General features: G+C 61.0%; 14 protein-coding genes. 7 read left to right on the plus strand and 7 right to left on the minus strand.

Translation table 11 applies throughout. The features are described 5' to 3' along the window. Positions 1-145: 145 nt before the first annotated feature. From dnaJ to JNB88_RS02030, 3 genes are all read right to left on the minus strand, one after another. Complete coding sequence (dnaJ, locus tag JNB88_RS02020) at positions 146-1,270, minus strand: molecular chaperone DnaJ (protein ID WP_037130790.1); 1,125 nt, start codon at positions 1,268-1,270, stop codon at positions 146-148. A gap of 84 nt (positions 1,271-1,354) precedes the next feature. Further along, entirely contained in the window at positions 1,355-3,271 is a 1,917-nt protein-coding gene (dnaK, locus tag JNB88_RS02025) for a molecular chaperone DnaK (RefSeq protein ID WP_037130791.1), read from the minus strand. A gap of 235 nt (positions 3,272-3,506) precedes the next feature. Next, positions 3,507-5,855 (minus strand): transglycosylase domain-containing protein, encoded by a 2,349-nt coding sequence (locus JNB88_RS02030; RefSeq protein ID WP_220354088.1) that lies wholly within the window; start codon positions 5,853-5,855, stop codon positions 3,507-3,509. Between the two features lie 232 nt (positions 5,856-6,087). Between JNB88_RS02030 and JNB88_RS02035 the strand changes: the two genes are divergently transcribed. Continuing rightward, a complete protein-coding gene (locus JNB88_RS02035) occupies positions 6,088-6,417 on the plus strand; it encodes a GCG_CRPN prefix-to-repeats domain-containing protein (RefSeq protein WP_037130797.1) in 330 nt (109 codons plus the stop codon). A 180-nt stretch (positions 6,418-6,597) separates the two neighbouring features. After that, positions 6,598-6,780: a hypothetical protein gene (locus JNB88_RS02040; RefSeq protein ID WP_037130800.1), complete on the plus strand. Its 183-nt coding sequence runs from the start codon at positions 6,598-6,600 to the stop codon at positions 6,778-6,780. Positions 6,781-6,963: 183 nt separating this feature from the next. Here the strand turns inward: JNB88_RS02040 and JNB88_RS02045 are convergent, their stop codons facing one another. Then, a complete protein-coding gene (locus tag JNB88_RS02045; protein WP_420832159.1) occupies positions 6,964-7,695 on the minus strand; it encodes an SH3 domain-containing protein in 732 nt (243 codons plus the stop codon). Between the two features lie 479 nt (positions 7,696-8,174). Beyond that, complete coding sequence (locus tag JNB88_RS02050; RefSeq protein ID WP_220354089.1) at positions 8,175-9,563, minus strand: M20/M25/M40 family metallo-hydrolase; 1,389 nt, start codon at positions 9,561-9,563, stop codon at positions 8,175-8,177. Positions 9,564-9,766: 203 nt separating this feature from the next. Here JNB88_RS02050 and JNB88_RS02055 point away from each other — a divergent pair, with 203 nt between their 5' ends. Then, complete coding sequence (locus JNB88_RS02055; protein ID WP_220354090.1) at positions 9,767-12,154, plus strand: bifunctional diguanylate cyclase/phosphodiesterase; 2,388 nt, start codon at positions 9,767-9,769, stop codon at positions 12,152-12,154. 156 nt (positions 12,155-12,310) lie between these two features. Further along, positions 12,311-14,074, plus strand: a complete 1,764-nt coding sequence (locus tag JNB88_RS02060) for an adenylate/guanylate cyclase domain-containing protein (RefSeq protein WP_220354091.1) — start codon at positions 12,311-12,313, stop codon at positions 14,072-14,074. Between the two features lie 90 nt (positions 14,075-14,164). Here the strand turns inward: JNB88_RS02060 and JNB88_RS02065 are convergent, their stop codons facing one another. Next, positions 14,165-14,581, minus strand: coding sequence for a MarR family winged helix-turn-helix transcriptional regulator (locus tag JNB88_RS02065; protein ID WP_016552356.1), 417 nt, complete (start codon positions 14,579-14,581; stop codon positions 14,165-14,167). Positions 14,582-15,004: 423 nt separating this feature from the next. Here JNB88_RS02065 and polA point away from each other — a divergent pair, with 423 nt between their 5' ends. From polA to JNB88_RS02080, 3 genes are all read left to right on the plus strand, one after another. Then, positions 15,005-18,004, plus strand: coding sequence for a DNA polymerase I (gene polA / locus JNB88_RS02070; protein WP_220354092.1), 3,000 nt, complete (start codon positions 15,005-15,007; stop codon positions 18,002-18,004). A 173-nt stretch (positions 18,005-18,177) separates the two neighbouring features. Next, positions 18,178-20,514 (plus strand): DNA translocase FtsK, encoded by a 2,337-nt coding sequence (locus JNB88_RS02075; protein ID WP_220354093.1) that lies wholly within the window; start codon positions 18,178-18,180, stop codon positions 20,512-20,514. 278 nt (positions 20,515-20,792) lie between these two features. After that, a complete protein-coding gene (locus tag JNB88_RS02080; protein WP_037130820.1) occupies positions 20,793-21,170 on the plus strand; it encodes a VOC family protein in 378 nt (125 codons plus the stop codon). Between the two features lie 531 nt (positions 21,171-21,701). Here the strand turns inward: JNB88_RS02080 and JNB88_RS02085 are convergent. Beyond that, the gene (locus JNB88_RS02085) at positions 21,702-22,223 is read right to left on the minus strand and encodes a GrpB family protein (protein WP_220354094.1); all 522 of its coding nucleotides are present in this window, start codon (positions 22,221-22,223) and stop codon (positions 21,702-21,704) included. Positions 22,224-22,228: the final 5 nt, after the last annotated feature.

Raw genomic sequence — 22,228 nt, forward strand, 5'->3', positions numbered from 1 at the left:
TCATTCGGCTGATCCAACGATAATGGAACGATTTCGAATGTGAAAGTCGCTCCGGGGCAACAACCCTGCATAAACATGTCAATGCAACAAACAACAAAGCCCGGTTGAACCAACCGGGCTTTGCAACAATCGACCGAAGGACCGATCAGTTTTCGAAGAATTCCTTCATTCGCGCGAAGAATCCCGTCGATTCGGGATTGTTCTCCTTCGAGGAAAGCTGCTCGAACTCCTGCAGCAGCTCGCGCTGCCGCTTGGTGAGTTTCTGCGGTGTCTCGATTTGAATCTGGATGTAAAGGTCGCCGGTCTGGGGCGAGCGCAGCACCGGCATGCCCTTGCCCTTCAGGCGGAACTGCTTGCCGGCCTGCGTGCCTTCAGGCACCGTCACCCGCGACTTGGTGCCGTCGAGGGTTGCAACGTCAAAGGTGCCGCCAAGAGCCGCCGTCGTCATCGAGATCGGGATCGCGCAATAGAGATCGGCTCCGTCACGCTGGTAAAATTCGTGCGGCTTGACCGACAGGAAGATGTAGAGATCGCCCGCCGGGCCCCCACGCATGCCGGCTTCGCCCTCGCCCTGCAGGCGGATGCGGGTACCGTCTTCGATACCGGCCGGGATGTTCACCGAAAGCGACCGCTCTTCGGTGACGCGACCCTGACCGTGGCACTTCGTGCAAGGGTCGGGGATGATCGTGCCGCGACCATGACAGGTCGGGCACGTGCGCTCGATCGAGAAGAAGCCCTGCGCTGCACGCACGCGGCCCGAACCCTGACAGGTGCCGCAGGCCTTCGGCTGCGTCCCTGGCTTGGCGCCGGAACCGGAGCAGACGTCGCACGTGATGGACGTCGGGACCCGAATCTGTGCCGTCTTGCCGGAGAAGGATTCCTCCAGCGAAATTTCCATGTTGTAGCGAAGGTCGGCGCCACGCTCGCGACCACCGGAAGAGCGCTGCCGCTGACGACCGCCGCCCATCATCTCGCCGAAGATATCCTCGAAAATATCCGAGAACCCGCCACCGCCGCCGAAACCGCCGCCGCCCATACCGCCATGCTCGAAGGCAGCGTGACCATACCGGTCGTAAGCCGCGCGCTTTTGCGGATCCTTGAGCGTTTCGTAGGCTTCGTTGATTTCCTTGAATTTGCGCTCGGCGTCATGATCACCCGGATTCTTGTCCGGATGGAATTTCATGGCGAGTTTGCGGAAGGCGCTTTTCAGCTCTTTGTCGTCCGCCGTCTTGGCTACACCCAGCGTTTCGTAAAAATCGGCTTTTGCCATTAAGGATTAGACCCCGGAAATGGATTTCCGGCTGCCACGGAGGCAGCCGGAATGTCAGTTTCAAGCTTGACCGTTTCGTCCAGCTTATGCGGACTTCTTGCGGTCGTCGTCCTTGACTTCTTCGTAGTCGGCATCGACGACATTGTCATCGCCACCTTCCGCGGAGGCATCCGCCGTGCCGGCCTCGGCCTGCTGGGCTTCATAGATTGCCTGGCCCAGCTTCATGGAGACTTCCATGAGGGTCTGGGTCTTTGCCTTGATGTCTTCGGCATCCGGTTCGGTTGCTTCGACGGAAGACTTCAGGGCAGCGATCGCATCGGAGATCGCGGTGCGGTCGGCCTCGGAAACCTTGTCACCATAATCCTTCAGCGACTTTTCGGTCGAGTGGATCAGGCTTTCGGCCTGGTTCTTGGCTTCCACGCCTTCGCGACGCTTCTTGTCGGCTTCGGCATTGGCTTCGGCGTCCTTGACCATCTTCTCGATGTCGGCGTCGGAGAGACCACCGGAGGCCTGGATGCGGATCTGCTGTTCCTTGCCGGTGCCCTTGTCCTTGGCCGAAACCTGCACGATGCCGTTCGCGTCGATATCGAAGGTGACTTCGATCTGCGGAACGCCACGCGGTGCCGGCGGCAGGCCAACGAGGTCGAACTGGCCGAGCAGCTTGTTGTCGGCAGCCATTTCGCGCTCGCCCTGCGAAACGCGGATGGTGACAGCCTGCTGGTTGTCGTCGGCGGTCGAGAAGGTCTGCGACTTCTTCGTCGGGATCGTGGTGTTACGCTCGATCAGACGGGTGAAGACGCCACCGAGGGTCTCGATTCCGAGAGACAGCGGGGTTACGTCGAGGAGCAGAACGTCCTTGACGTCGCCCTGGAGAACGCCGGCCTGGATGGCGGCGCCGAGAGCGACGACTTCATCCGGGTTGACGCCCTTGTGCGGCTCCTTGCCGAACAGCTGCTTGACGACTTCCTGCACCTTCGGCATGCGGCTCATGCCGCCGACCAGAACGACTTCGTCGATCTCGGCAGGCGTTACGCCGGCATCCTTGAGAGCAGCCTTGCACGGTGCGATGGTGCGCTGGATCAGATCCTCGACCAGGCTTTCGAGCTTGGCGCGGGTCAGCTTCAGCGTCAGGTGCTTCGGGCCGGTTGCGTCAGCGGTGATGAACGGCAGGTTGATTTCGGTCTGCTGCGAGGACGACAGTTCGATCTTAGCCTTTTCGGCAGCTTCCTTGAGGCGCTGCAGAGCCAGTTTGTCGCCCTTGAGGTCGATGCCGTTGTCCTTCTTGAACTCGGCAACGAGGTATTCGACGAGACGCATGTCGAAGTCTTCACCGCCGAGGAAGGTATCGCCGTTGGTGGACTTCACTTCGAAGACGCCGTCGCCGATTTCGAGGATCGAGATATCGAAGGTACCGCCACCCAAGTCGTAAACGGCGATGGTCTTGCCGTCCTTCTTGTCGAGACCGTAGGCGAGCGCTGCCGCCGTCGGCTCGTTGATGATGCGGAGCACTTCGAGGCCAGCGATCTTGCCGGCATCCTTGGTTGCCTGGCGCTGTGCGTCGTTGAAGTATGCGGGAACGGTGATGACGGCCTTTTCGACCTTTTCACCGAGATAGGATTCAGCGGTTTCCTTCATCTTCTGAAGGATCATCGCGGAGATCTGGGCAGGCGAATAGCCGGTGCCGCGGGCCTTGACCCATGCGTCGCCGTTGTCGCCCTTGGTGATTTCGAAAGGAACGAGAGCCTTGTCCTTTTCAACCGTCGGATCGTCGTAGCGGCGGCCGATGAGGCGCTTCACTGCGAACAGCGTGTCCGTGGGGTTGGTAACTGCCTGGCGCTTGGCCGGCTGACCGACGAGGCGTTCGCCATCTTCGGAAAATGCTACGATCGAAGGCGTCGTGCGCGCACCTTCGGCGTTCTCAATGACCTTCGCGTCCTTGCCGTCCATGACAGCGACGCAGGAATTTGTCGTTCCGAGGTCGATACCAATTACTTTTGCCATGTCATTCTCTCCTTGAAGCAAGCTGTCGGAACCCCGAGAAGGCATTTCCCTGACAGCCCCTTACGGGATGGGTCTTTAAGATTAACGCAATCGTGATTGCGGTGATGCCGCGTATATAAGGAGCGGTTTTCGGGACTGCAAGGCGAGAAATGGCCAGAAAACCAGCAAAACAAGCGCCCAGCGATTAATTTCGACACACACAGGAAAATGGCATTTTCCTGACCGAATGCTTTGGTTATTGCCCCATTATCAAGTCGAGCAAAGTCGTCCGCCTTGGCCGGCCTGCGGGCGACGGTTCCGGCTCGCCGATATCGCCCGGCGGCATCGCATCGCCATAGCCATAACCGCCGTCCTGAGCGATGTCGGCGGGCGGCACGGGACCGCCGTTGATCGGCGCGAGCGGCTGCCTTGCCGCCTGGTTGGGGGCTTGCGGATAGCGCTGGCGCGCATCGTCCGAGCCGCCGAAGACGCCCGATATGATGCTGCCGATCGTCGTCGGCTGTTCAAGCGGCGGCGCCATGCCAGGTTCGGCGGATGCCATCGGCTGATCGCCAAAGCCGGGATTGGCCGCTGGATCTGCCATGAACTGCCCGTTGCCAAACAGCGGCGCCGGCGACAGGCCCTTGTGAGCCGCGACCATGAATTCCTGCCACGCCTTGGCGGGCAGACCGCCGCCTGTGACTTTCTTCATCGGCTTGCCGTCGTCATTGCCGAACCAGACGCCAGTTGTCAGGTTGCTGGTGAAACCAACGAAGAGCGCGTCGCGCGAATTCTGGGTGGTGCCGGTCTTGCCCGCTGCCTGCCAGCCGGAGAGCTTGGCACTCTTGCCCGTTCCCTGGTTGATAACGCCCATCATCATCGTGTTCATGTTGGCGGCAATCGCTTCCGAAAGCACACGGGGCGGATTGTCGTAGGTGTTCTCGTAGAGCACCTTGCTGCCGTCGGCGGTCGTCACGCGGCGGATCACGTGCGGCGTCGCCTTGTAGCCGCCGTTCATGAAGGCGGCGTAGGCACCGGTGAGCTCCATCAACGATACCTCAGAAGTCCCCAAAGCGATCGAGGCATTCGGCTGCAGTTCCGATTCGACGCCGAGACGGTGAGCCAGCTTGATGACCTGATCCGGTCCATCATACATGACCAGCTGGGCAGCGACGGTGTTCAGCGACTTCGCAAGCGCTGTCGCAAGCGTCACTTCGCCATTGTATTTCTTCTCGTAATTCTCAGGCGTCCAGTCGCCGATGCGGATCGGCGCGTCGTTGAATACCGAGAACGGTGTCAGGCCCTTTTCCAGCGCTGCGGCATAGACGAACGGCTTGAAGGACGAGCCCGGCTGACGCTTGGCGGTAACGGCGCGGTTGAACTGACTGTCTGCATAGTCCTTGCCGCCGACGAGGGCGCGGATTGCACCAGTCCCGTCGAGAGAGACCAGTGCTGCCTGAGAGGCATCGAGCTTGGCGCCGTCCTTCGTAAGGACGTCATTCAGTGCCTGCTCCGCGCGCTTCTCCAGCGTCTTGTCGATCGTCGTGTCGACCACGATGTCTTCCTTGACGTCGCCAATCAGGCCCGGCAGCTGGTCCATCACCATATCGGCGACATAGTGCCCGGCGCCCGACCAATAGCGCTTGGCCTTGGCCGGCGTCTGCGACATGGCGGTCTTCACCTCGTCATCGGTGATGTAGCCCTGCTCGCGCATCGTCTGCAGCACCACCTGTGCGCGGGCGTTGGCGGCCTCTGGGTCGCGCGCCGGCGACAGCCGCGACGGCGCCTTGACGAGACCGGCGAGGAGGGCCGCTTCGCCAAGGTTCACGTCGCGGGCGGACTTGTTGAAGTAGCGGCGCGACGCTGCTTCAACGCCATAGGCATTCGAGCCGAAAAACACGCGGTTGAGATACATCGCAAGGATCTGATCCTTGGTGTACTTCTGCTCCAGCCACAGCGCGAGCAGGACTTCCTGCACCTTGCGCTCGAGCGTGCGGTCGGGGGACAGGAAGAGGTTCTTGGCAAGCTGCTGCGTCAGTGTCGAGCCGCCCTGTACCATATGCCCTGATGTCAGGTTGGTGACAAAGGCGCGTGCAAGGCCAAGGGGATCCACGCCGAAATGCGAATAAAAGCGGCGATCTTCGATGGCGACGATCGCTTCGGGAATGTACGGCGACATGTCTTCGAGCGCGAGGGCCTCGCCGCCCGTCGTGCCGCGATTGGCGATGACGCTGCCGTCTACCGACGTGATCTTGACGTTCGGCGGACGCTCCGGAATGGCCCAGGTGCTGGCGCTCGGCATGCGCGATCCGTAGTAGACGACGAGCCCTGCCACGCCGATCCCGGCCCAGATGCCAAGGACAATGCACCAGTAGACAATGCGGCGGATGAAGCCGAAGAGACTACTGCCCTCGCGGTCCCGACGCTGGCGTTTGCGCTTTTCAGGTTGCCGCTTGCGAGAAGATTTCGGTGCCGAGCGCCTGGTCGAGCGCCCTCCGATTACACGGTCATCGGCATCAAGCGAGAAATCGTCATCATCATCGCGGTCGTCACGGCCGCTGAAAGAAGGTTCGATCCTGTCGCGTGATTTGCCTCTGCCTGCCATCTGGTATCCGCTGCACCCCAAATTCGCTTTGCGCGGCGACGCCGCAGAAACCGTGTGTTCCCAAACGGTTTTGCACCCGGTGAACTTTAAATGCGGCGATTTAAGGGGTGGTTAAGAACTGGTTAGAAGGCCGCCACGTCTGCCCCAACAATGCCAAATTTGGTTCAGCCCCCGTTCACCGAAGCGGCTCTCTAATCCGCGTGCAAGGGACTTGCATAACTGAGGTGCAGACATGCGCATGAAAATGATTGCCGCCGCCATCGCCATTTGTGGATTTGGCGTTTCCGCGGCGGAAGCGATGCCGATCGCGCCGATGAACGGCGCGGCGTCCACGAACACGGTACAAGTCGACTACGCCTGCGGGCGCGGCTACCACCTGACGCCCTGGGGCAATTGCCGGCCAAACTGGAAGCGCCCGCCACCGCGGCGCTACGGATGGCGCGATGATCGTCGTTACGGATGGGGCGGACCGCCCCCGCGCCATGGTTGGCGCTATGAGCGATCCTACGGATGGGATCGTCCTCCGCCGTGGGCACGGGGCTATCGCAGCGACTGGCGTTGACCACGCGGTTATAAACCAAGCACAAAACAAAGCCCGGCGCACTCCGCCGGGCTTTGTTTCGTCTTCGAAGCCACGCTGATTTGGCATAGCTGCCATTCGTTGCGACCGTCACAAATCTGACATATAGCACGCCGAATTGCGCCTAAGATTAGCGCAGCACGCGCAATATGTAGGCATTTCATGAGCATCGACATCGGCAACATCGAAGAATTCAAGCTGCGGGAAGTCTGGAGCGTGCATGAGTTTGCGCGCCGCTACCGGCTGACGAAGATGGAAGAAAGCCGCCTTAAGATGCTGCACGGTCCATTTGCACAGATGCACGAGCTGCTGAGCTGTCGGCAGAATTCCGTTTCTCTCTGGTAGCAGGGAACCATTAGCGGCCTAGTGAATTATGGGTGTAGCGAAACACGCCCTACACGTTTCGCTACAGGTCGGCCGTCCCCCCTCAAGCGTGCCGACCGCGATCAGGCCCGGTGTCTCTCCCAGAGCGCCGGGCCTTCCTCTTCCGCCTCGTAAAACGGGCGGCCTCACGACCGCCCGAATTCATCACTGCTGGTTGCCGCAGGCAGGGTCGCCCGGCGGGCAAGGCGGCGGACCACGACGATCGTCCCCGCCGCGACGCCGATTCGCATCATCGTTGCGCTGCGGCGGTCGCTGAAAATCCCGACGATTGCCGTTGGGCTGCCCCTGAAAGTCCTGACGACCGGGGCCGCGGTCGAAATTTGGTTGCTCCGGACGGCGGTCTGGGCCCCGGTTACCATCGGGCCTGCGATCAGGGCCGCGGTCGAAATCAGGCCGCGGCCGGCCGGGGTTAGGCCGTCCGTCGAATTCAGGGGGCCTCACGGGACGGACGACGGCAGGCGGACGATCGTAGACCGGGTTACGGCGCCAGCGATCGCGGTCGCGATAGAAGTCCCGGTTGCGATAGTAGCGATCCCAATAGTTTCCGACGCTGAAGACCACCGTCGGGATTCCGAGCGGACGATAATAGTCCGGGCCCACATAGACACGCCGGCTCTGATAGAGCGCCTGAACATAACGACCGGCAACCCAGCCGCGACCGCCGTAGAATTCCACATCGCACCACGGCACATCAGCAAGGCAACCATGAATCTCGACGGATTCGCCGGCGGGGATGACCGTGACGGCAGGATATTGGGTGCTGGGCCCGGCGCGCATATTGACGTTGGCGGTGGCAAATCCTTCAGCCGCCTCAGCAATCGCAGGCGCCAGCAGGAGGGCGGTCGCCGCGGCGACCTTCATTAGTATGGACTTCACGTTTCGACTCCTTTGACGACGCAGATCGACCGCGCCGCCCGCGTTCCTGAAAAGGTTCTTGAGTGCAAGTCGGGCACGGATCAGGCGTTCGTCGCCTCGCGCCGATTCGGTTCAATCACCTTTTCTTTCAATGATTTGTATCCCGCCCGGATGAATGTGAGTTGAACGGTCGGAAGTCGCGAAAGGCGGAAAAATGCAAGAATGCCACTTGAAACAAGCGGTCGGCATTCCGACATAGGGATCAACATTGCAGCCGATGGGTAGCTGTGCGCGCAAGCAACGTTGCCGCTTCCATCGTTTGATCAGGACTTTGCAGTTAACCCTTGGTTAACCTTTCCCGATCAATCTGACTGCAACATTCGCTTCCTCCTTGACCACGGATGTACTGGCATCGAAGTGAAGCGGATGACGAAAGGCCGGCTCGTTCCGGCCTTTTTGTTTTTCAGGGCGCTCGCAAGGCGAGCGCCCTTTTTCCGCCTTTACTTGGCGAGCGCTTCCAGGATGCGAATCCACGAGCGGATGCCCTTGTGATAGGACGCGAGCTCATACTTCTCGTTCGGCGAGTGAATGCGGTCGTCGCTGAGGCCGAAACCGACCAGCAGCGATTCCATCCCGAGCATCTTCTGGAAGTCGCCGACGATCGGGATCGATCCGCCCATGCCGATCACGACAGCGGGCTTCGGCCATTCGTCGGAAAGCGCATTCTTGGCCTTGGTCAGAACAGGGGAATCATACGAGAGATGGATCGCCGGCGAGCCGCCATGCGGATGAAACTCTACGGAGCAATCCGCCGGGATTTTCGAACGGACATAGCTGCGAAAGCTTTCGCGGATGGCATCCGGATCCTGCGTTCCGACCAGGCGGAAGGAAACCTTGGCGGAAGCCTTGGCTGCGATGACGGTCTTGAAACCTTCGCCCGTGTAGCCGCCCCAGATACCGTTGATTTCGGCGGTCGGGCGCGCCCATGTCAGCTCGAGGACGGACCGACCCCTTTCGCCCGACGGGATCGACAGACCGACTTCACCAAGGAAAGTCTCCGCCGTCTTCCCGAGAGCTTCCCAGGATGCCTTTATGTTGGCCGGGGTTTCCTCGACGCCGTCATAGAAGCCTTCCAGCGTGATGCGCCCGGTCTCATCGTGCAGCCCGGCAAGCGCTGATGTCAGGATGTGGATGGGGTTGGCGGCAGCGCCTCCAAACAGACCGGAATGCAGATCGCGGTCTGCCGCCGTTACGACAACCTCTTCGCCGACGAGACCCCGAAGTGCCGCGGCGATCGCCGGTGTGTCGCGGTCCCACATGCCCGTATCGCAAACGAGCGCATAGTCAGCCTTCAGTTCCGCTGCATTGGCCTCAAGGAACGGCTTCAGTGACGGCGAGCCCGATTCCTCTTCACCTTCGAAGAGGATGGTGATGCGGCAGGGCAAGGAGCCGTTGATTTCCTTGTAGGCGCGGCAGGCTTCGACGAAGGTCATCAATTGGCCCTTGTCGTCAGCGGTACCGCGACCGGTCAGGATCTTCCGGCCATTGCCGACATCCTTGATCGACGGCTCGAAGGGGTCGTTTTCCCAAAGTTCGATCGGATCGACCGGCTGCACGTCGTAATGGCCATAAAACAGCACATGCGGCGCGTCAGCGCTGGCAGCGGCATGATGCGCGACAACCATGGGATGACCGGGCGTATCACGGACGGACGCATCGAAGCCCAGCGTCTTGAGGTAGGAAACCAGCCATTCGGCCGCCTTGCGGCACTCGGCCTTGAAGGCCGGGTCGGTGGAAATGGACTTGATCCTCAAGAGCTCGAACAGCTTGTCGAGGCTTGATGGCAAATTCTGATCCGCGCGCGAAAGCACCGGCGTAGCGTCAGTCATTTTCGACTCCTTTCGAAATTCGGCGGGACGATAGACCAAACACCGATCGCTTACGAGGCGAAAAAGATCAGGCAAAACGCATTGGTTGAAAAAGAACCTAGCCACCCTCACCTACGGACGAAAGCAGGAAATCGCGGGTACAATTTACAGTTATTTAGTGGCGCCTAAATAGTATTTCTGCCATCTGTTGTTCGAGGTGAGAAATGTTCTCTGTAGTCACCTGCATTCGCGACAACCATGACTGGCGCCTGATCGTTGCCGCCGTCATCGTCTGCCTGATCGGCAACCTTGCTTCCATGCTTCTTCTCTTTCGTGCGCAAGAATGCGATCCCGGGCAGCAGCGAAACTGGATCATGGCCTCCGCATTCGCCTGCGGCGTCGGCATCTGGGCCACGCACTTCATCTCCATGCTGGCCTATGACGGCGGCTTTGCGATCACTTACGGCCTGGGCCTGACGTCACTCTCCGTCGTTCTGGCAATATGTGCCTCCTGGCTGGCCATCCTCGTCGCCTCCGAGGGAACGAGCGAGTATTCGTTCGCGGCCGGCGGCATCCTGATGGCGTTTGGAATCGGTGCGATGCATCTGACCGGCATGCAGGCAATCGAAGGGCAGGTCGACGTGCTCCACGACCTCCCGGCAACGCTCGTTGCCCTGTTCATCGGCGCAGTGCTGGCAAGCATGGCCTTCCTCTCGTTCAAGACACTCAAGGGAGCGAGGAGATTGCTGGTCTCAGCGACCGCCATGGTCATTGCCATTGCCGCAATGCATTTCATTTCCATGAGCAGCATAAGCCTCGTGCCACACCCCGAGCGAATCCTCACCGCAACGGTTCTGGAGCCCAAGACACTTGCTGCCATCGTCATGGCCGTATCGACCGGCTTGATTCTGGTCGCGCTCGGCGCGGTGTTCCTCGAAAGCCATCTGACCGACCTGCGTGGCCTCGCGAACGCCTCGATGGAAGGGCTGCTCATCCTGCGCGAAGGAAAGATCGTCGACGCCAACGAACGCTTTCAAGACATGTCTGGCTGGAAACTGACCGACCTGATCGGGTCAGATCCGGCCGCCGTCCTGATCAGCATGGATGACGGGGTGGTGGTCTCGCATCTTGAGACAATGCTCACCACCAGGGATGAGAACGAACTCCCGGTCGAAATCATGGCCCGGCGGATGATCTACCGCGGACGCCATTGCGAAGTCCTCGTGGTTCGTGATTTGACCGAACGCAAGCGCGCCGAAAGGATGATCGAGCATCTGGCGCAGCATGACGTGCTGACGGGACTGCCGAACCGCTCGCTCTTCGACACGCGTATCCGTCATGCCCTTCAACTGGCGCAGCGCAAGCGTGGGCAACTTGCCGTCTTCTGCCTGGATCTCGATCGCTTCAAGGCCGTCAATGACATCTTCGGCCACGCGGAAGGCGACCGGATCCTCTGCAAGGTGTCGGCAATCCTGCAACGGGTAGCAGATGAGGGCGATACCGTTGCCCGCCTTGGCGGCGACGAGTTCGCGATCATCCAGGCAGGCAAGCAGCAACCCGATGCCGCCCGCAAACTTGCGGACCTGATCCTTGATGGCCTGGCGGCCGAAATGGATATTGCCCGCGATCCAACTGCCGTCGGCGTCAGCGTCGGCATCGCCATCTATCCCCAGGACGGGCAGACTGCGGAGGAACTGAGCGACAATGCCGATACCGCGCTCTACCGCGCCAAGCATGCCGGTCGCGGGAAGGCCTGCTTCTTCGACGCGGAAATGGACGAGGCCGTCCGCGCCCGTCGCCAGATCGAGACAGAGCTTCGCCATGCGATCACGCGCAACCAGATCTCGGTGAACTACCAGCCTATTCTCGACAGCAGGACGGGCTCGATCACGGGTTACGAAGCGCTGATGCGCTGGAATCGCCCGGGACACGGCATGAGCGATCCGGAAGTCTTCATAGGCATTGCCGAGGAGAGCGGTGTGATCGTGCAGCTGGGCGAATGGGTGCTGCGCCAGGCCTGCACCGAAGCGGCGCGCTGGCCACAGCCTCTGTCCATCGCCGTCAATGTCTCGCCGGTGCAATTCATGCTTCCGAACCTTTGCGAACGTATTGCCGCAATCCTCGAACATACCGGTCTGGCGCCTCAAAGGCTGGAACTGGAAATTACCGAAGCCGCCTTCGTGCGCGACCGGAAAAACGTCATAGCAACGCTGATGCGGCTGCACGGCCTTGGCGTTCGCATCGTCATGGACGACTTCGGAACAGGCTTCTCGTCGCTTTCGAACCTGCGCGCCCTGCCCTTCGACAAGATCAAGGTGGACCGCAGCTTCACCGGCATTCTCGAGCACGACGCCGCCGCCCGTTCCATCGTAAGGGCCATCATCGGACTTGGTCACAGCCTTGGAATCCAGGTGGTGACGGAAGGTGTCGAAACGGAGCTCCAGCGCCAGATCGTCATCGAGGAAGGCTGCGAGCAGCTCCAGGGCCTGCTTCTCGGCAAGCCCGACATCGAACCCAGCGTCAAGCTGGCGGCGCGCGAGAACTTTCTCGCAGCACATGGGGACGAGTTGGAGCGAGGACGAACGGCAGCGGCCATATCCGCGGCTGAATAGCGGACGGCATAGGCTGAAGGGCACAGAACCCCGCTGTGACCCGATGTCCCGCCGGTCTGCCTCCGCATCACTGCCGTTGCTCGATCGCAAAACATTCACCTCTTCTAATGTGCTACATTGCGCCATCACGTGCTTCTCTTGCCGGAGGGATCGAGAATGCAGCGCAAGCTGGCCACGATCATGGTCGGGGATTTTGTCGGCTCGACGCCGGCGATGGAAACGGACGAGGAAGAAGCGATTACCAGGATCGACGCAGCGCTCGAGACTGTTCGCAAGGTTGTTCAGCGCCATGACGGTCGTGTCTTCGGCACGGCAGGTGACGCCCTGCTCGCCGAGTTCAGCAGTCCCGTCAATGCGCTCAGGTCGGCCATCGAAGCGCGCGCAGAGATTGCTGCCCTTCCCGGATCGAGCGGCGGCGACATGCGGTTCGGCCTCCATGTCGCGGACGTTGTCGTCGTGGGCTCGGACCTGCGCGGCGACGGCGTGAACATCGCCGCGCGCATCGAGGCTTCCGCACCACCCGGTGCGATCGAGGTTTCGGGGCTGCTTTACGACCAGGTGCGGCGCGTCTCGCCGTGCGGATTCCAAGACGTCGGCGAACGGCGACTGAAGGGAATAGTCGAGCCGATCCGGATCTACCGGGTGACCGAACTTATCGACCGCCACGTTTTCCAGTTCGCTCCAACGCGCTCCACGCCGAGCGCTGCCCAAGCTCCTCGTACTAACTCGATCGCTGTGGCGCAGTTCGATGTGGCGCCAGGAGCTGTCGCGGACCAATCCTTCCTGGCGGAAGGCATCACCGACGACCTGACGCTCGAACTCAGCCGCCTGAAGGGGGTGTTTGTCAGTTCCCGCTCGGCGGCAACCGCCTTGACGACCAAGGACCCGGTCGAGATCGGCCGGCTCTTGGGCGTTGGCTACGTCATCAGCGGCTCGATCCGGCAAGCGGGAGATGACCTTCGGATCAATATCGCGCTTATGGAGACCTGCGAGGGTCTCGTTATCTGGTCCGATCGCATCAAGCGTCCGTTTCATGAGCTGCTTGATGTCATGGATGAAATCATAGCGCGTGTTGCGGCGACCGTGTCCGGACGGATCGAACAGTCTGAGCTTGCGGCGGCACGGCTGAAACGGCCGGAGAACATGTCGGCCTACGAGTATTATCTGCGCGGACTGGACCATCACCGCCTGGTCGGCGTGTCGGATACTCACATACACGAAGCCATGGCCTGGTTCGAACGATCAATGACTGCCGACCCCGGTTTCGGGCGTCCCTTCGCCATGCATGTCTGCTCGTGGAGCAATCTGCCAAGCTTCGACCTTCAGAGGGCGGAGCAGCAGGTTGCACATGCGCTCGCGCTCGACCCGACCGATCCGGCAGCGCATCGCATCATGGGTGCGATCAAGATGAAGTCTGGCGACTTCGTCTCGGCGCGCTACCACCATAGTCGCGCCCAGGAACTTGCGCCGAACGACGCCTATATTCTCGGCCGCAGCGCTGCGTTCTATGTCTACGCTGGTGAGCCCGAGCGCGCCCTCGAAATGCTTGATCGTGCCGAGGCGCTCGATCCGTTCCTGCCGGTCTGGATCACCGAAGAGCGGGTGGCGGCCCTCTATGCGCTGGACCGTTTCGATGACATGATGCGTGTGGCCCTGACCCTGCCCTTCCAGACCAGACGCACGTCGCTCTATCAGATTGCCGCAAGCATGGCCTGTGGCAACGCTGAAAGGGCTGAACTGCTTGTTCGGCAAGTGCTTTCCCTCGATCCCGGCCTGTCGGCGGTCTACATCCGGATGCAGGAAACCTATGCGGACGAATCCGTCACCGAAACGCTGATCGCGCGCAATTGCGATGCCGGCTTGCCGTTGACACCGCGAAAACCTTCCGCCCGGAAAACACCACTCTCCGTGAGGCGATGATCGGCCAGCCGACGGCATGAAATCTTCCTCAGAGCCAAGCCCGTGGTTAGAGCGCGTCTGTGGTTAGTGTTAGTGCTGGAATAGCCAGGTTCAGAGCTTCTTGGCGTTGTCGAGAAGGCGGCGGATGTATTCGAGGGTCAGCTCGCGCTCGAAGCTCTTGAAGCCTTGAAACAGCGCAAGATCGGCCTCGCGCGCCGCCTCGATGGCATCGTCTTCCATGCCCTTGGCCTTGTCGGTGAGGAAAATCAGCTGCGCGCGCTTGTCGGAAGGATGCGGGCGGCGGTCGATCAGCCCGTCGCGCGCCATGCGTGCAAGCGTGTTCGCCATGGTTGCCTGCTCGATGTCGACGCGAGCGAGCAGCTGCTTCTGCGTCAACCCGTCCTCCGCCCACAGTTCGAGAAGCACCGGGAACTGTCCTGGCGAAAAGCCGAGCCTCGCCGCCCGCTGCTGCAGCGAACGGGCAAAGCCCTTGGCCAACTGGCTGGCAAGGTAGGCTCCCGAGTCCATACGATCAATTCCCATATCTTCAGTTAGTCGGAAAGAACTCAGCGAAACAATGCAACAAATCGCATGCGATGCATCACAAGTGCTTCATCGCAGGTCGTTCTTCGGGAGATAGAGCAGAAAAACAAAGCCGCCATAGCCTGGAGGTCCGGCTATGGCGGCTCTAAAATGGGGACAAAGGCCCGGAGAGGGGATAAGGCCTTTGTCCAAGTCCGAAGCGGCGGGGGACAAGCCAGCTGTCAGACCCTCGACGCGACCAAACACGATCAAACGCCGGTAGTAATCATTTGTGATTGGGAATGTGGCTTTTCAAGGGAGAGTCAGGGTTTGACTATTACAAATTAGTAACAGTTTGGTGAGGCGGAATCTTTTCTCTCCGGGAAGTTTATATGGACCTTCCAAGGTCGCCGCGCTATCCATGACGCCATGAAAAAAGGCGATCATCTTTTCCTAGTCGACGGCTCCGGTTTCATCTTTCGAGCCTTTCACGCACTCCCTCCGCTAACCCGCAAATCCGATGGTTTGCCGGTGGGCGCGGTGTCTGGTTTCTGCAACATGCTGTGGAAGCTCCTGACCGATGCGCGCGACACGTCGGCTGGCGTGACCCCGACGCATCTGGCCGTCGTCTTCGACTATTCGGCAAAGACGTTTCGCAAGGATCTCTACGACGCCTACAAGGCGAACCGCTCGGCGCCGCCCGAGGAGCTGATCCCGCAATTCGGCTTGATCCGCCAGGCAACCCGCGCCTTCAATCTGCCGTGCATCGAGACCGAGGGTTTCGAGGCCGACGACATCATCGCGACCTACGCCCGCCAGGCCGAAGCGCTCGGTGCCGATGTGACGATCGTCTCCTCCGACAAGGACCTGATGCAGCTCGTCACGCCCAATGTCCACATGTACGACAGCATGAAGGACAAGCAGATCGGCATCCCTGATGTCATCGAAAAATGGGGCGTGCCGCCCGAGAAGATGATCGACCTTCAGGCGATGACCGGCGACTCGGTTGACAACGTGCCCGGCATTCCGGGTATCGGTCCTAAGACGGCGGCGCAGTTGCTTGCCGAGTATGGTGATCTCGATACGCTTCTCGAGCGCGCGACCGAGATCAAGCAGGAAAAGCGCCGGCAGACGATCATCGAAAATACCGAGAAAGCCCGGCTGTCGCGCGAACTGGTGCGACTGCGTACCGACGTTCCGCTGGAGATCAAGGTCGAGGACCTGATCCTCGAGCAGCAGAACGGCCCGAAGCTGATCGGCTTCCTGAAGGCAATGCAGTTTACGTCGCTGACCCGGCGCGTGGCCGAGGCCTGCGATTGCGATGCAAGCGCCATCGACGCCGTCGATGTTCCCGTCGAATGGGGCGCCACGGCGCGTGGACCGGATCTCGATGCCATCAAGCCCGAGCCGGTTGCGGGCGGCATCCCTGACGTTGCCGGCGAGGCGGTGGCCGTTCCCACAAAGGCGAATGGCGCGAACGACCGAGAAGGCACGTTTCTGCCCGGCGACCTTGCCAGGGCGCGTGCCGAGGCATTCGCCTCTCTGCCCTTCGACCACTCCACCTACATCACCATTCGTGATGTCGCGACGCTCGACAAATGGATTGCCGCTGCGCGCGACACGGGGTTGGTGGCCTTCGACACAGAGACGACGTCGCTCGATGCAATGCAGGCCGAGCTCGTCGGATTCTCGATGGCGATTGCAGTAAACGACAAGGATCCCACGGGCACCAGCATCCGTGCCGCTTATGTCCCGATCAGTCACAAGACGGGCGTCGGCGACCTGCTCGGCGGCGGTCTCGCGGACAACCAGATTCCGATGCGCGACGCCCTGCCCCGGCTGAAGGCACTGCTGGAAGACGAGTCGATCCTCAAGGTCGCCCAGAACCTCAAATACGACTACCTGCTGATGAAGCGTTACGGCGTCGAAACGAAAAACTTCGACGACACGATGCTGATCTCCTATGTGCTGGATGCCGGAACCGGCGCGCACGGAATGGACCCGCTCTCGGAGAAATTCCTCGGCCATACGCCGATCGCCTACAAGGACGTTGCCGGCAGCGGTAAGTCGAACATTACATTCGACCTCGTCGATATCGATCGCGCGACGCACTACGCCGCGGAAGATGCGGAGATCACGCTAAGGCTCTGGCTGGTGCTGAAGCCGCGCCTTGCCGCCGAGAAGCTGACGACGGTGTATGAACGCCTCGAACGGCCACTGCTTCCGGTTCTCGCGCATATGGAAGAGCGCGGCATCACCGTCGACCGGCAGATCCTTTCACGCCTGTCCGGCGATCTCGCCCAGGGAGCTGCAGCGCTGGAGGATGAGATCTACAAGCTCGCGGGCGGGCGCTTCACCATTGGCTCGCCGAAGCAGCTCGGCGACATCCTGTTCGGCAGGATGGGACTTGCCGGGGGCACCAAGACGAAGACCGGCCAATGGTCGACATCGGCAAGCGTGCTCGAAGACCTTGCGGCAGCAGGTTTCGAGCTGCCGCGCAAGATCGTCGACTGGCGCCAGCTGACCAAATTGAAGTCGACCTATACGGATGCGCTGCCGGGGTACGTCCATCCCCAGACGAAGAGAGTTCACACCTCGTATTCGCTGGCATCGACGACGACGGGCCGCCTGTCGTCCTCGGAACCGAACCTGCAGAACATTCCCGTTCGCACGGCGGAAGGCCGCAAGATCCGCACGGCATTCATTTCGTCGCCGGGCCACAAGCTGATCTCGGCCGACTACAGCCAGATCGAACTGCGCGTGCTGGCGCACGTCGCCGATATTCCGCAGCTGACGCAGGCCTTTGCCGATGGTGTCGACATTCATGCGATGACCGCATCCGAGATGTTCAGCGTACCGGTCGAGGGCATGCCATCAGAAGTGCGGCGTCGCGCCAAGGCGATCAACTTCGGCATCATCTACGGCATTTCAGCCTTCGGTCTTGCCAACCAGCTCTCGATCGAGCGTTCGGAAGCCGGCGACTACATCAAGAAGTATTTCGAGCGCTTTCCCGGCATCCGCGACTACATGGACAGCCGCAAGCAGATGGCGCGCGACAAGGGCTATGTCGAAACGATCTTCGGACGGCGAATCAACTACCCGGAGATTCGCTCCTCGAATCCGTCGGTTCGCGCCTTCAACGAGCGCGCGGCAATCAATGCCCCGATCCAGGGGTCGGCGGCCGATATCATTCGCCGGGCGATGATCAAAATGGAACCGGCGCTTGCCGAAGCGGGGCTTGGCGACCGCGTCCGCATGCTCCTGCAGGTGCATGACGAACTGATCTTCGAAGTCGAGGACGCAGACGTCGAAAAGGCGACGCCGATCATCGTTTCAGTCATGGAAAACGCCACCATGCCGGCGCTTGAAATGCGCGTGCCGCTGAAGGTTGACGCGCGTTCGGCCACCAACTGGGACGAAGCGCACTAGGCGCTTCGTCGAAAAATCCTTTAAAATTTTATCCACCTTTCAAGTCGTTGATATTACAGATTTTTCCTCATGTTTATGATCGGATGAAGACCTGCTTGGAAGGAACTTATTAACCTTCATTTCCTAATTCGAGAGCGGGTATTAGTTGCTAATCATGAGTGAGTAGCGGTCGTATGCGCTTTCCGAGAACCAATCTGACAGGGGCCGAGGAGATTTCCGCGGAAGTCGAAGGTGAACAGCTGCAGGAATACGCAGGCGAGAAGCCTACGGCACCGATCTGGCAGAACAATTTTTCACTGGCTCCGAATGTGCGGTTCACCCGCACACCCGAGAATCTGATCAATCCGAAGCGCGTGCCGACGCCACCCGTTCGCACGCCGCCTCTCGAGCTGCAGGAACGCGTTGCTGCGGAAATCGGCGCAAGCGTGGAGCCGCCGGCGCCTGATGTCGCCAGCGTTCCGCTCGAGGTCTATGAAGCCGAGGTTCTGCCTGCGGTCGCTGCGGCCATATCGCCGGTGATTCCGGCGGAGCCAGAAGCCCACACCGTTGTCCGCGCATCCACCGAACTGGCCGCTATCTCGGACTTCGCGTTCTGGGAAGTCATGTCCTTCGAGGAAGCGGTGGTCGAGCCGATCCTGCTGCCTCAGGTTTCCCTGCCGAGGCCGGAGGTCAGCCCCGAATCGATCATCAGCCGCTTCCGCGTCATGGAATGGCGGCCCGGTCGGCAGCATCAGGCAATTGCCGTTGCTCCGATGCCCGAGCCGGTCGCCCTGCCGCCTGTCGCGCCTGCTCCCGGCCTGACGCGCGGCCGCGCAGCACAGAGCCCGGTCGCCACCGAGCAGGTCCGCGCGGAAGAAGCCGCTGCAGTCCAGCCGAAAACCCAGCCGATCGCTCCGCTGCCCGTCCGCACGCTGGCGCCACAGCCGCTTGCGCCGGCGCCGCGTTTTGTCGCGCCGAAGATCGTTCCTTCCAGGGTCGACGCCTCGGGCTACGAATTCCCATCGCATTCGCTGCTGCAGGAACCGCCGGAGCGCGTTGGCGAAATCATGTCGCAGGAGACGCTGGAGCAGAACGCCGGCCTCCTCGAAAGCGTGCTCGAGGATTTCGGCATCAAGGGCGAGATCATCCATGTCCGCCCCGGCCCCGTCGTCACGCTTTACGAATTCGAGCCGGCACCGGGCGTCAAGTCCTCGCGCGTCATCGGCCTTGCCGACGATATCGCCCGCTCGATGTCGGCGCTGTCGGCGCGCGTGGCCGTGGTTCCCGGCCGCAACGTCATCGGCATCGAACTGCCGAACGCGCTGCGCGAGACCGTCTATTTCCGCGAGATGATCGAGAGCCAGGATTTCGAGAAGAGCGGCTTCAAGCTGGCGCTCGGCCTCGGCAAGACGATCGGCGGCGAGCCTGTTATCGCCGAACTCGCGAAGATGCCGCATCTGCTCGTCGCCGGCACCACCGGTTCGGGCAAGTCGGTTGCCATCAACACGATGATCCTGTCGCTGCTCTATCGCATGTCGCCGGAACAGTGCCGCCTGATCATGGTCGATCCGAAGATGCTGGAACTCTCTGTCTATGACGGCATCCCGCACCTCCTGACGCCTGTCGTCACCGACCCCAAGAAGGCCGTGATGGCGCTGAAGTGGGCTGTGCGCGAGATGGAGGACCGCTATCGCAAGATGTCGCGCCTCGGCGTGCGCAACATCGACGGCTACAACAGCCGCGTGGCGCAGGCCCGCGACAAGGGCGAGACCATCCATGTCATGGTCCAGACCGGCTTCGACAGGAGCACCGGCGCTCCGATCGAGGAGCAGCAGGAGATGGACCTGACGCCGATGCCGTACATCGTCGTCATCGTCGACGAGATGGCCGACCTGATGATGGTCGCCGGCAAGGAAATCGAAGGTGCGATCCAGCGCCTGGCGCAGATGGCGCGTGCCGCAGGCATCCACCTGATCATGGCGACGCAGCGCCCATCGGTCGACGTCATCACCGGCACGATCAAGGCGAACTTCCCGACGCGCATCTCCTTCCAGGTGACCTCGAAGATCGACAGCCGCACGATCCTTGGCGAACAGGGCGCCGAACAGCTGCTCGGCCAGGGCGACATGCTGCACATGCAGGGCGGCGGGCGGATTTCGCGCGTGCACGGACCGTTCGTTTCGGATGCCGAGGTCGAGAAGGTCGTCGCGCATCTGAAGACACAGGGCCGTCCGGAATATCTCGACACGGTCACGGCCGACGAGGAAGAGGAAGCGGGCGAGGAAGAGGACAGCGCGGTCTTCGACAAGAGCGCCATGGGTTCAGAAGATGGCGACGAGCTTTACCAGCAGGCGGTCAAGGTCGTGATGCGCGACAAGAAGTGCTCGACCTCCTACATCCAGCGCCGTCTCGGCATCGGCTACAATCGTGCGGCTTCGCTCGTCGAGCGCATGGAAAAGGAAGGCCTCGTCGGTCCGGCAAACCATGTCGGCAAACGTGAGATCGTGGCTGGGCGCAGCGAAGGGGAATGACCTCCCGAACGCGATGAACCGCTGGCGGGCGCCGCAGGTGACCGCCGGCCTGTGGAAGAGGCACAACGCACTCCCAGGCACTAACAATGCCGGAATTCTGCTTTTTGCGAAGTCAGCCACGATGCGCAATCGCCGAGGAAGTCGGCAATTGCGACACGACGCATCCGCAGCTATAGATACCCCTGTAGGCACTGCCCTTCATGTTGAAACATTGGAGCGCGCGCATGGTCTTCCGCACCGCCGGAGCCATTCGCGACGTCTCGGAAGGAGATTGAGCGATGACAGAGATCGCTGATCATGGTGTCCGTTTCGGGCGCATTGCCGCTATGCTTCCCGTAAAAGATATCAGTCGGGCAATGGACTTTTATAGCGGTGTCATGGGCTTCACCAAGGTATTCGAAAACGGCAACCCGGTCGGCTTCGTTATCCTGAAGCGCGATGCCGCCGAACTGCATCTGACGCTGCAACCGAACCACGAAATCCCCAACTTCAACGTCGCCCATCTCATGGTTGACGATGCGGATGCTCTCTATGCGCTGTGCCAGGCGCATGGCGCGCGGATCATCAAGAGGTTGCAGGACAAGGACTATGGCTTGCGCGCCTTCGTGTTCGAGGATCCCGACGGCAACCGCATCGATGTCGGGCAGGTGATCTAAGCCGACGCTGGACCCGGGCGCATTGCGCGTTCGGGTCTCTCGTTCCGGCGCGGCACCCACGTTTCGCCGGCTCGGACCGCATGATACTGTCGACGCATAGGCCGCGAGCCTCTCCGACCAAGGGAGCGTTGCGTGCCGTTCCCGGACAGCACAAAGCCCCGCGCCGGAGAGCTCTCCGCGACGGTGCAAACATGCTGGGATAGGCAGGCGGCAGTTGTGGGTAGATGGGGATTGTCAGGCGGTGCAGCCTGCCCGATCGCATCGAGATTCCCGCTCTTTCCAGGCCGACAGGAGCGTCTCTCGGCCTTTCCGTTGCGGTGGATTGCCAGCCCTGACGACTTGCGATCCCTCTTCTGCAACCATCACCGGACGCCGGACTTTCGACCAGTTTTGTCAGATCCGGTTCGCGACCCGGCTCCCTGTCCAATGACGTCATCAGTGTGCTGCAGATCATCGGCGCGGGGATCGGCGGGGATGATGCGGCGGACAAGCACCTGAGATCGCTTGGAATTTCTTTCCCACGCAAGAAAATTATCCGCGCGACATTCCAGTCTCGGCCTTCGCCAGCCGCAGCGCCTCGAAGACAAAATCGCTCTTGCCGCCGGTGTAAAAGTTCCAATCGCCGTTCGCCTCGTTCATCAGGCGAAGCTTGAGTGCCGCGTAGGCATCCGACCTTTCGGGGTGCGCTCTTAGATAGTCGCGAAAGGCGATGCGATCACGAAGCACGGCATTGTCAGATGCGCAGAGATAGAGCCGCGCGCCGTATGAACCCCTGCCACTGGTGAAGGTCCAGCTCTGGTCGTTGTACTTGTCGCCGTGGAACGTGTAGGCGGGCAGCCCCTTGACGCGCTCTATCGCAGTGCGCAACGCATCCTGGTCTTGGAAAGCAGCGTGCAGATCGATCTTGGGTTTCGCGGCGAGGCCAGGAACGGACGTGCTGCCGACATGATGAAAGACCGGCGCTAGGTCTGACAGAACCGGCTGCAGTTCCGCTTTGACCTCATCGAAAAGGCCTGGCCACTCGCGATCGTAGGGAATGACAACGATGGTCATCGCCG

This window comes from Rhizobium cauense (genome assembly GCF_019511525.1).
Lineage (GTDB): Bacteria > Pseudomonadota > Alphaproteobacteria > Rhizobiales > Rhizobiaceae > Rhizobium > Rhizobium cauense.

Bases quoted from the DNA above. Each gene is read 5' to 3' on its own strand.
- dnaJ (WP_037130790.1), bottom strand. From the start codon at position 1,270: ATGGCAAAAGCCGATTTTTACGAAACGCTGGGTGTAGCCAAGACGGCG.
- dnaK (WP_037130791.1), bottom strand. From the start codon at position 3,271: ATGGCAAAAGTAATTGGTATCGACCTCGGAACGACAAATTCCTGCGTC.
- JNB88_RS02030 (WP_220354088.1), bottom strand. From the start codon at position 5,855: ATGGCAGGCAGAGGCAAATCACGCGACAGGATCGAACCTTCTTTCAGC.
- JNB88_RS02035 (WP_037130797.1), top strand. From the start codon at position 6,088: ATGCGCATGAAAATGATTGCCGCCGCCATCGCCATTTGTGGATTTGGC.
- JNB88_RS02040 (WP_037130800.1), top strand. From the start codon at position 6,598: ATGAGCATCGACATCGGCAACATCGAAGAATTCAAGCTGCGGGAAGTC.
- JNB88_RS02050 (WP_220354089.1), bottom strand. From the start codon at position 9,563: ATGACTGACGCTACGCCGGTGCTTTCGCGCGCGGATCAGAATTTGCCA.
- JNB88_RS02055 (WP_220354090.1), top strand. From the start codon at position 9,767: ATGTTCTCTGTAGTCACCTGCATTCGCGACAACCATGACTGGCGCCTG.
- JNB88_RS02060 (WP_220354091.1), top strand. From the start codon at position 12,311: ATGCAGCGCAAGCTGGCCACGATCATGGTCGGGGATTTTGTCGGCTCG.
- JNB88_RS02065 (WP_016552356.1), bottom strand. From the start codon at position 14,581: ATGGACTCGGGAGCCTACCTTGCCAGCCAGTTGGCCAAGGGCTTTGCC.
- polA (WP_220354092.1), top strand. From the start codon at position 15,005: ATGAAAAAAGGCGATCATCTTTTCCTAGTCGACGGCTCCGGTTTCATC.
- JNB88_RS02075 (WP_220354093.1), top strand. From the start codon at position 18,178: ATGCGCTTTCCGAGAACCAATCTGACAGGGGCCGAGGAGATTTCCGCG.
- JNB88_RS02080 (WP_037130820.1), top strand. From the start codon at position 20,793: ATGACAGAGATCGCTGATCATGGTGTCCGTTTCGGGCGCATTGCCGCT.
- JNB88_RS02085 (WP_220354094.1), bottom strand. From the start codon at position 22,223: ATGACCATCGTTGTCATTCCCTACGATCGCGAGTGGCCAGGCCTTTTC.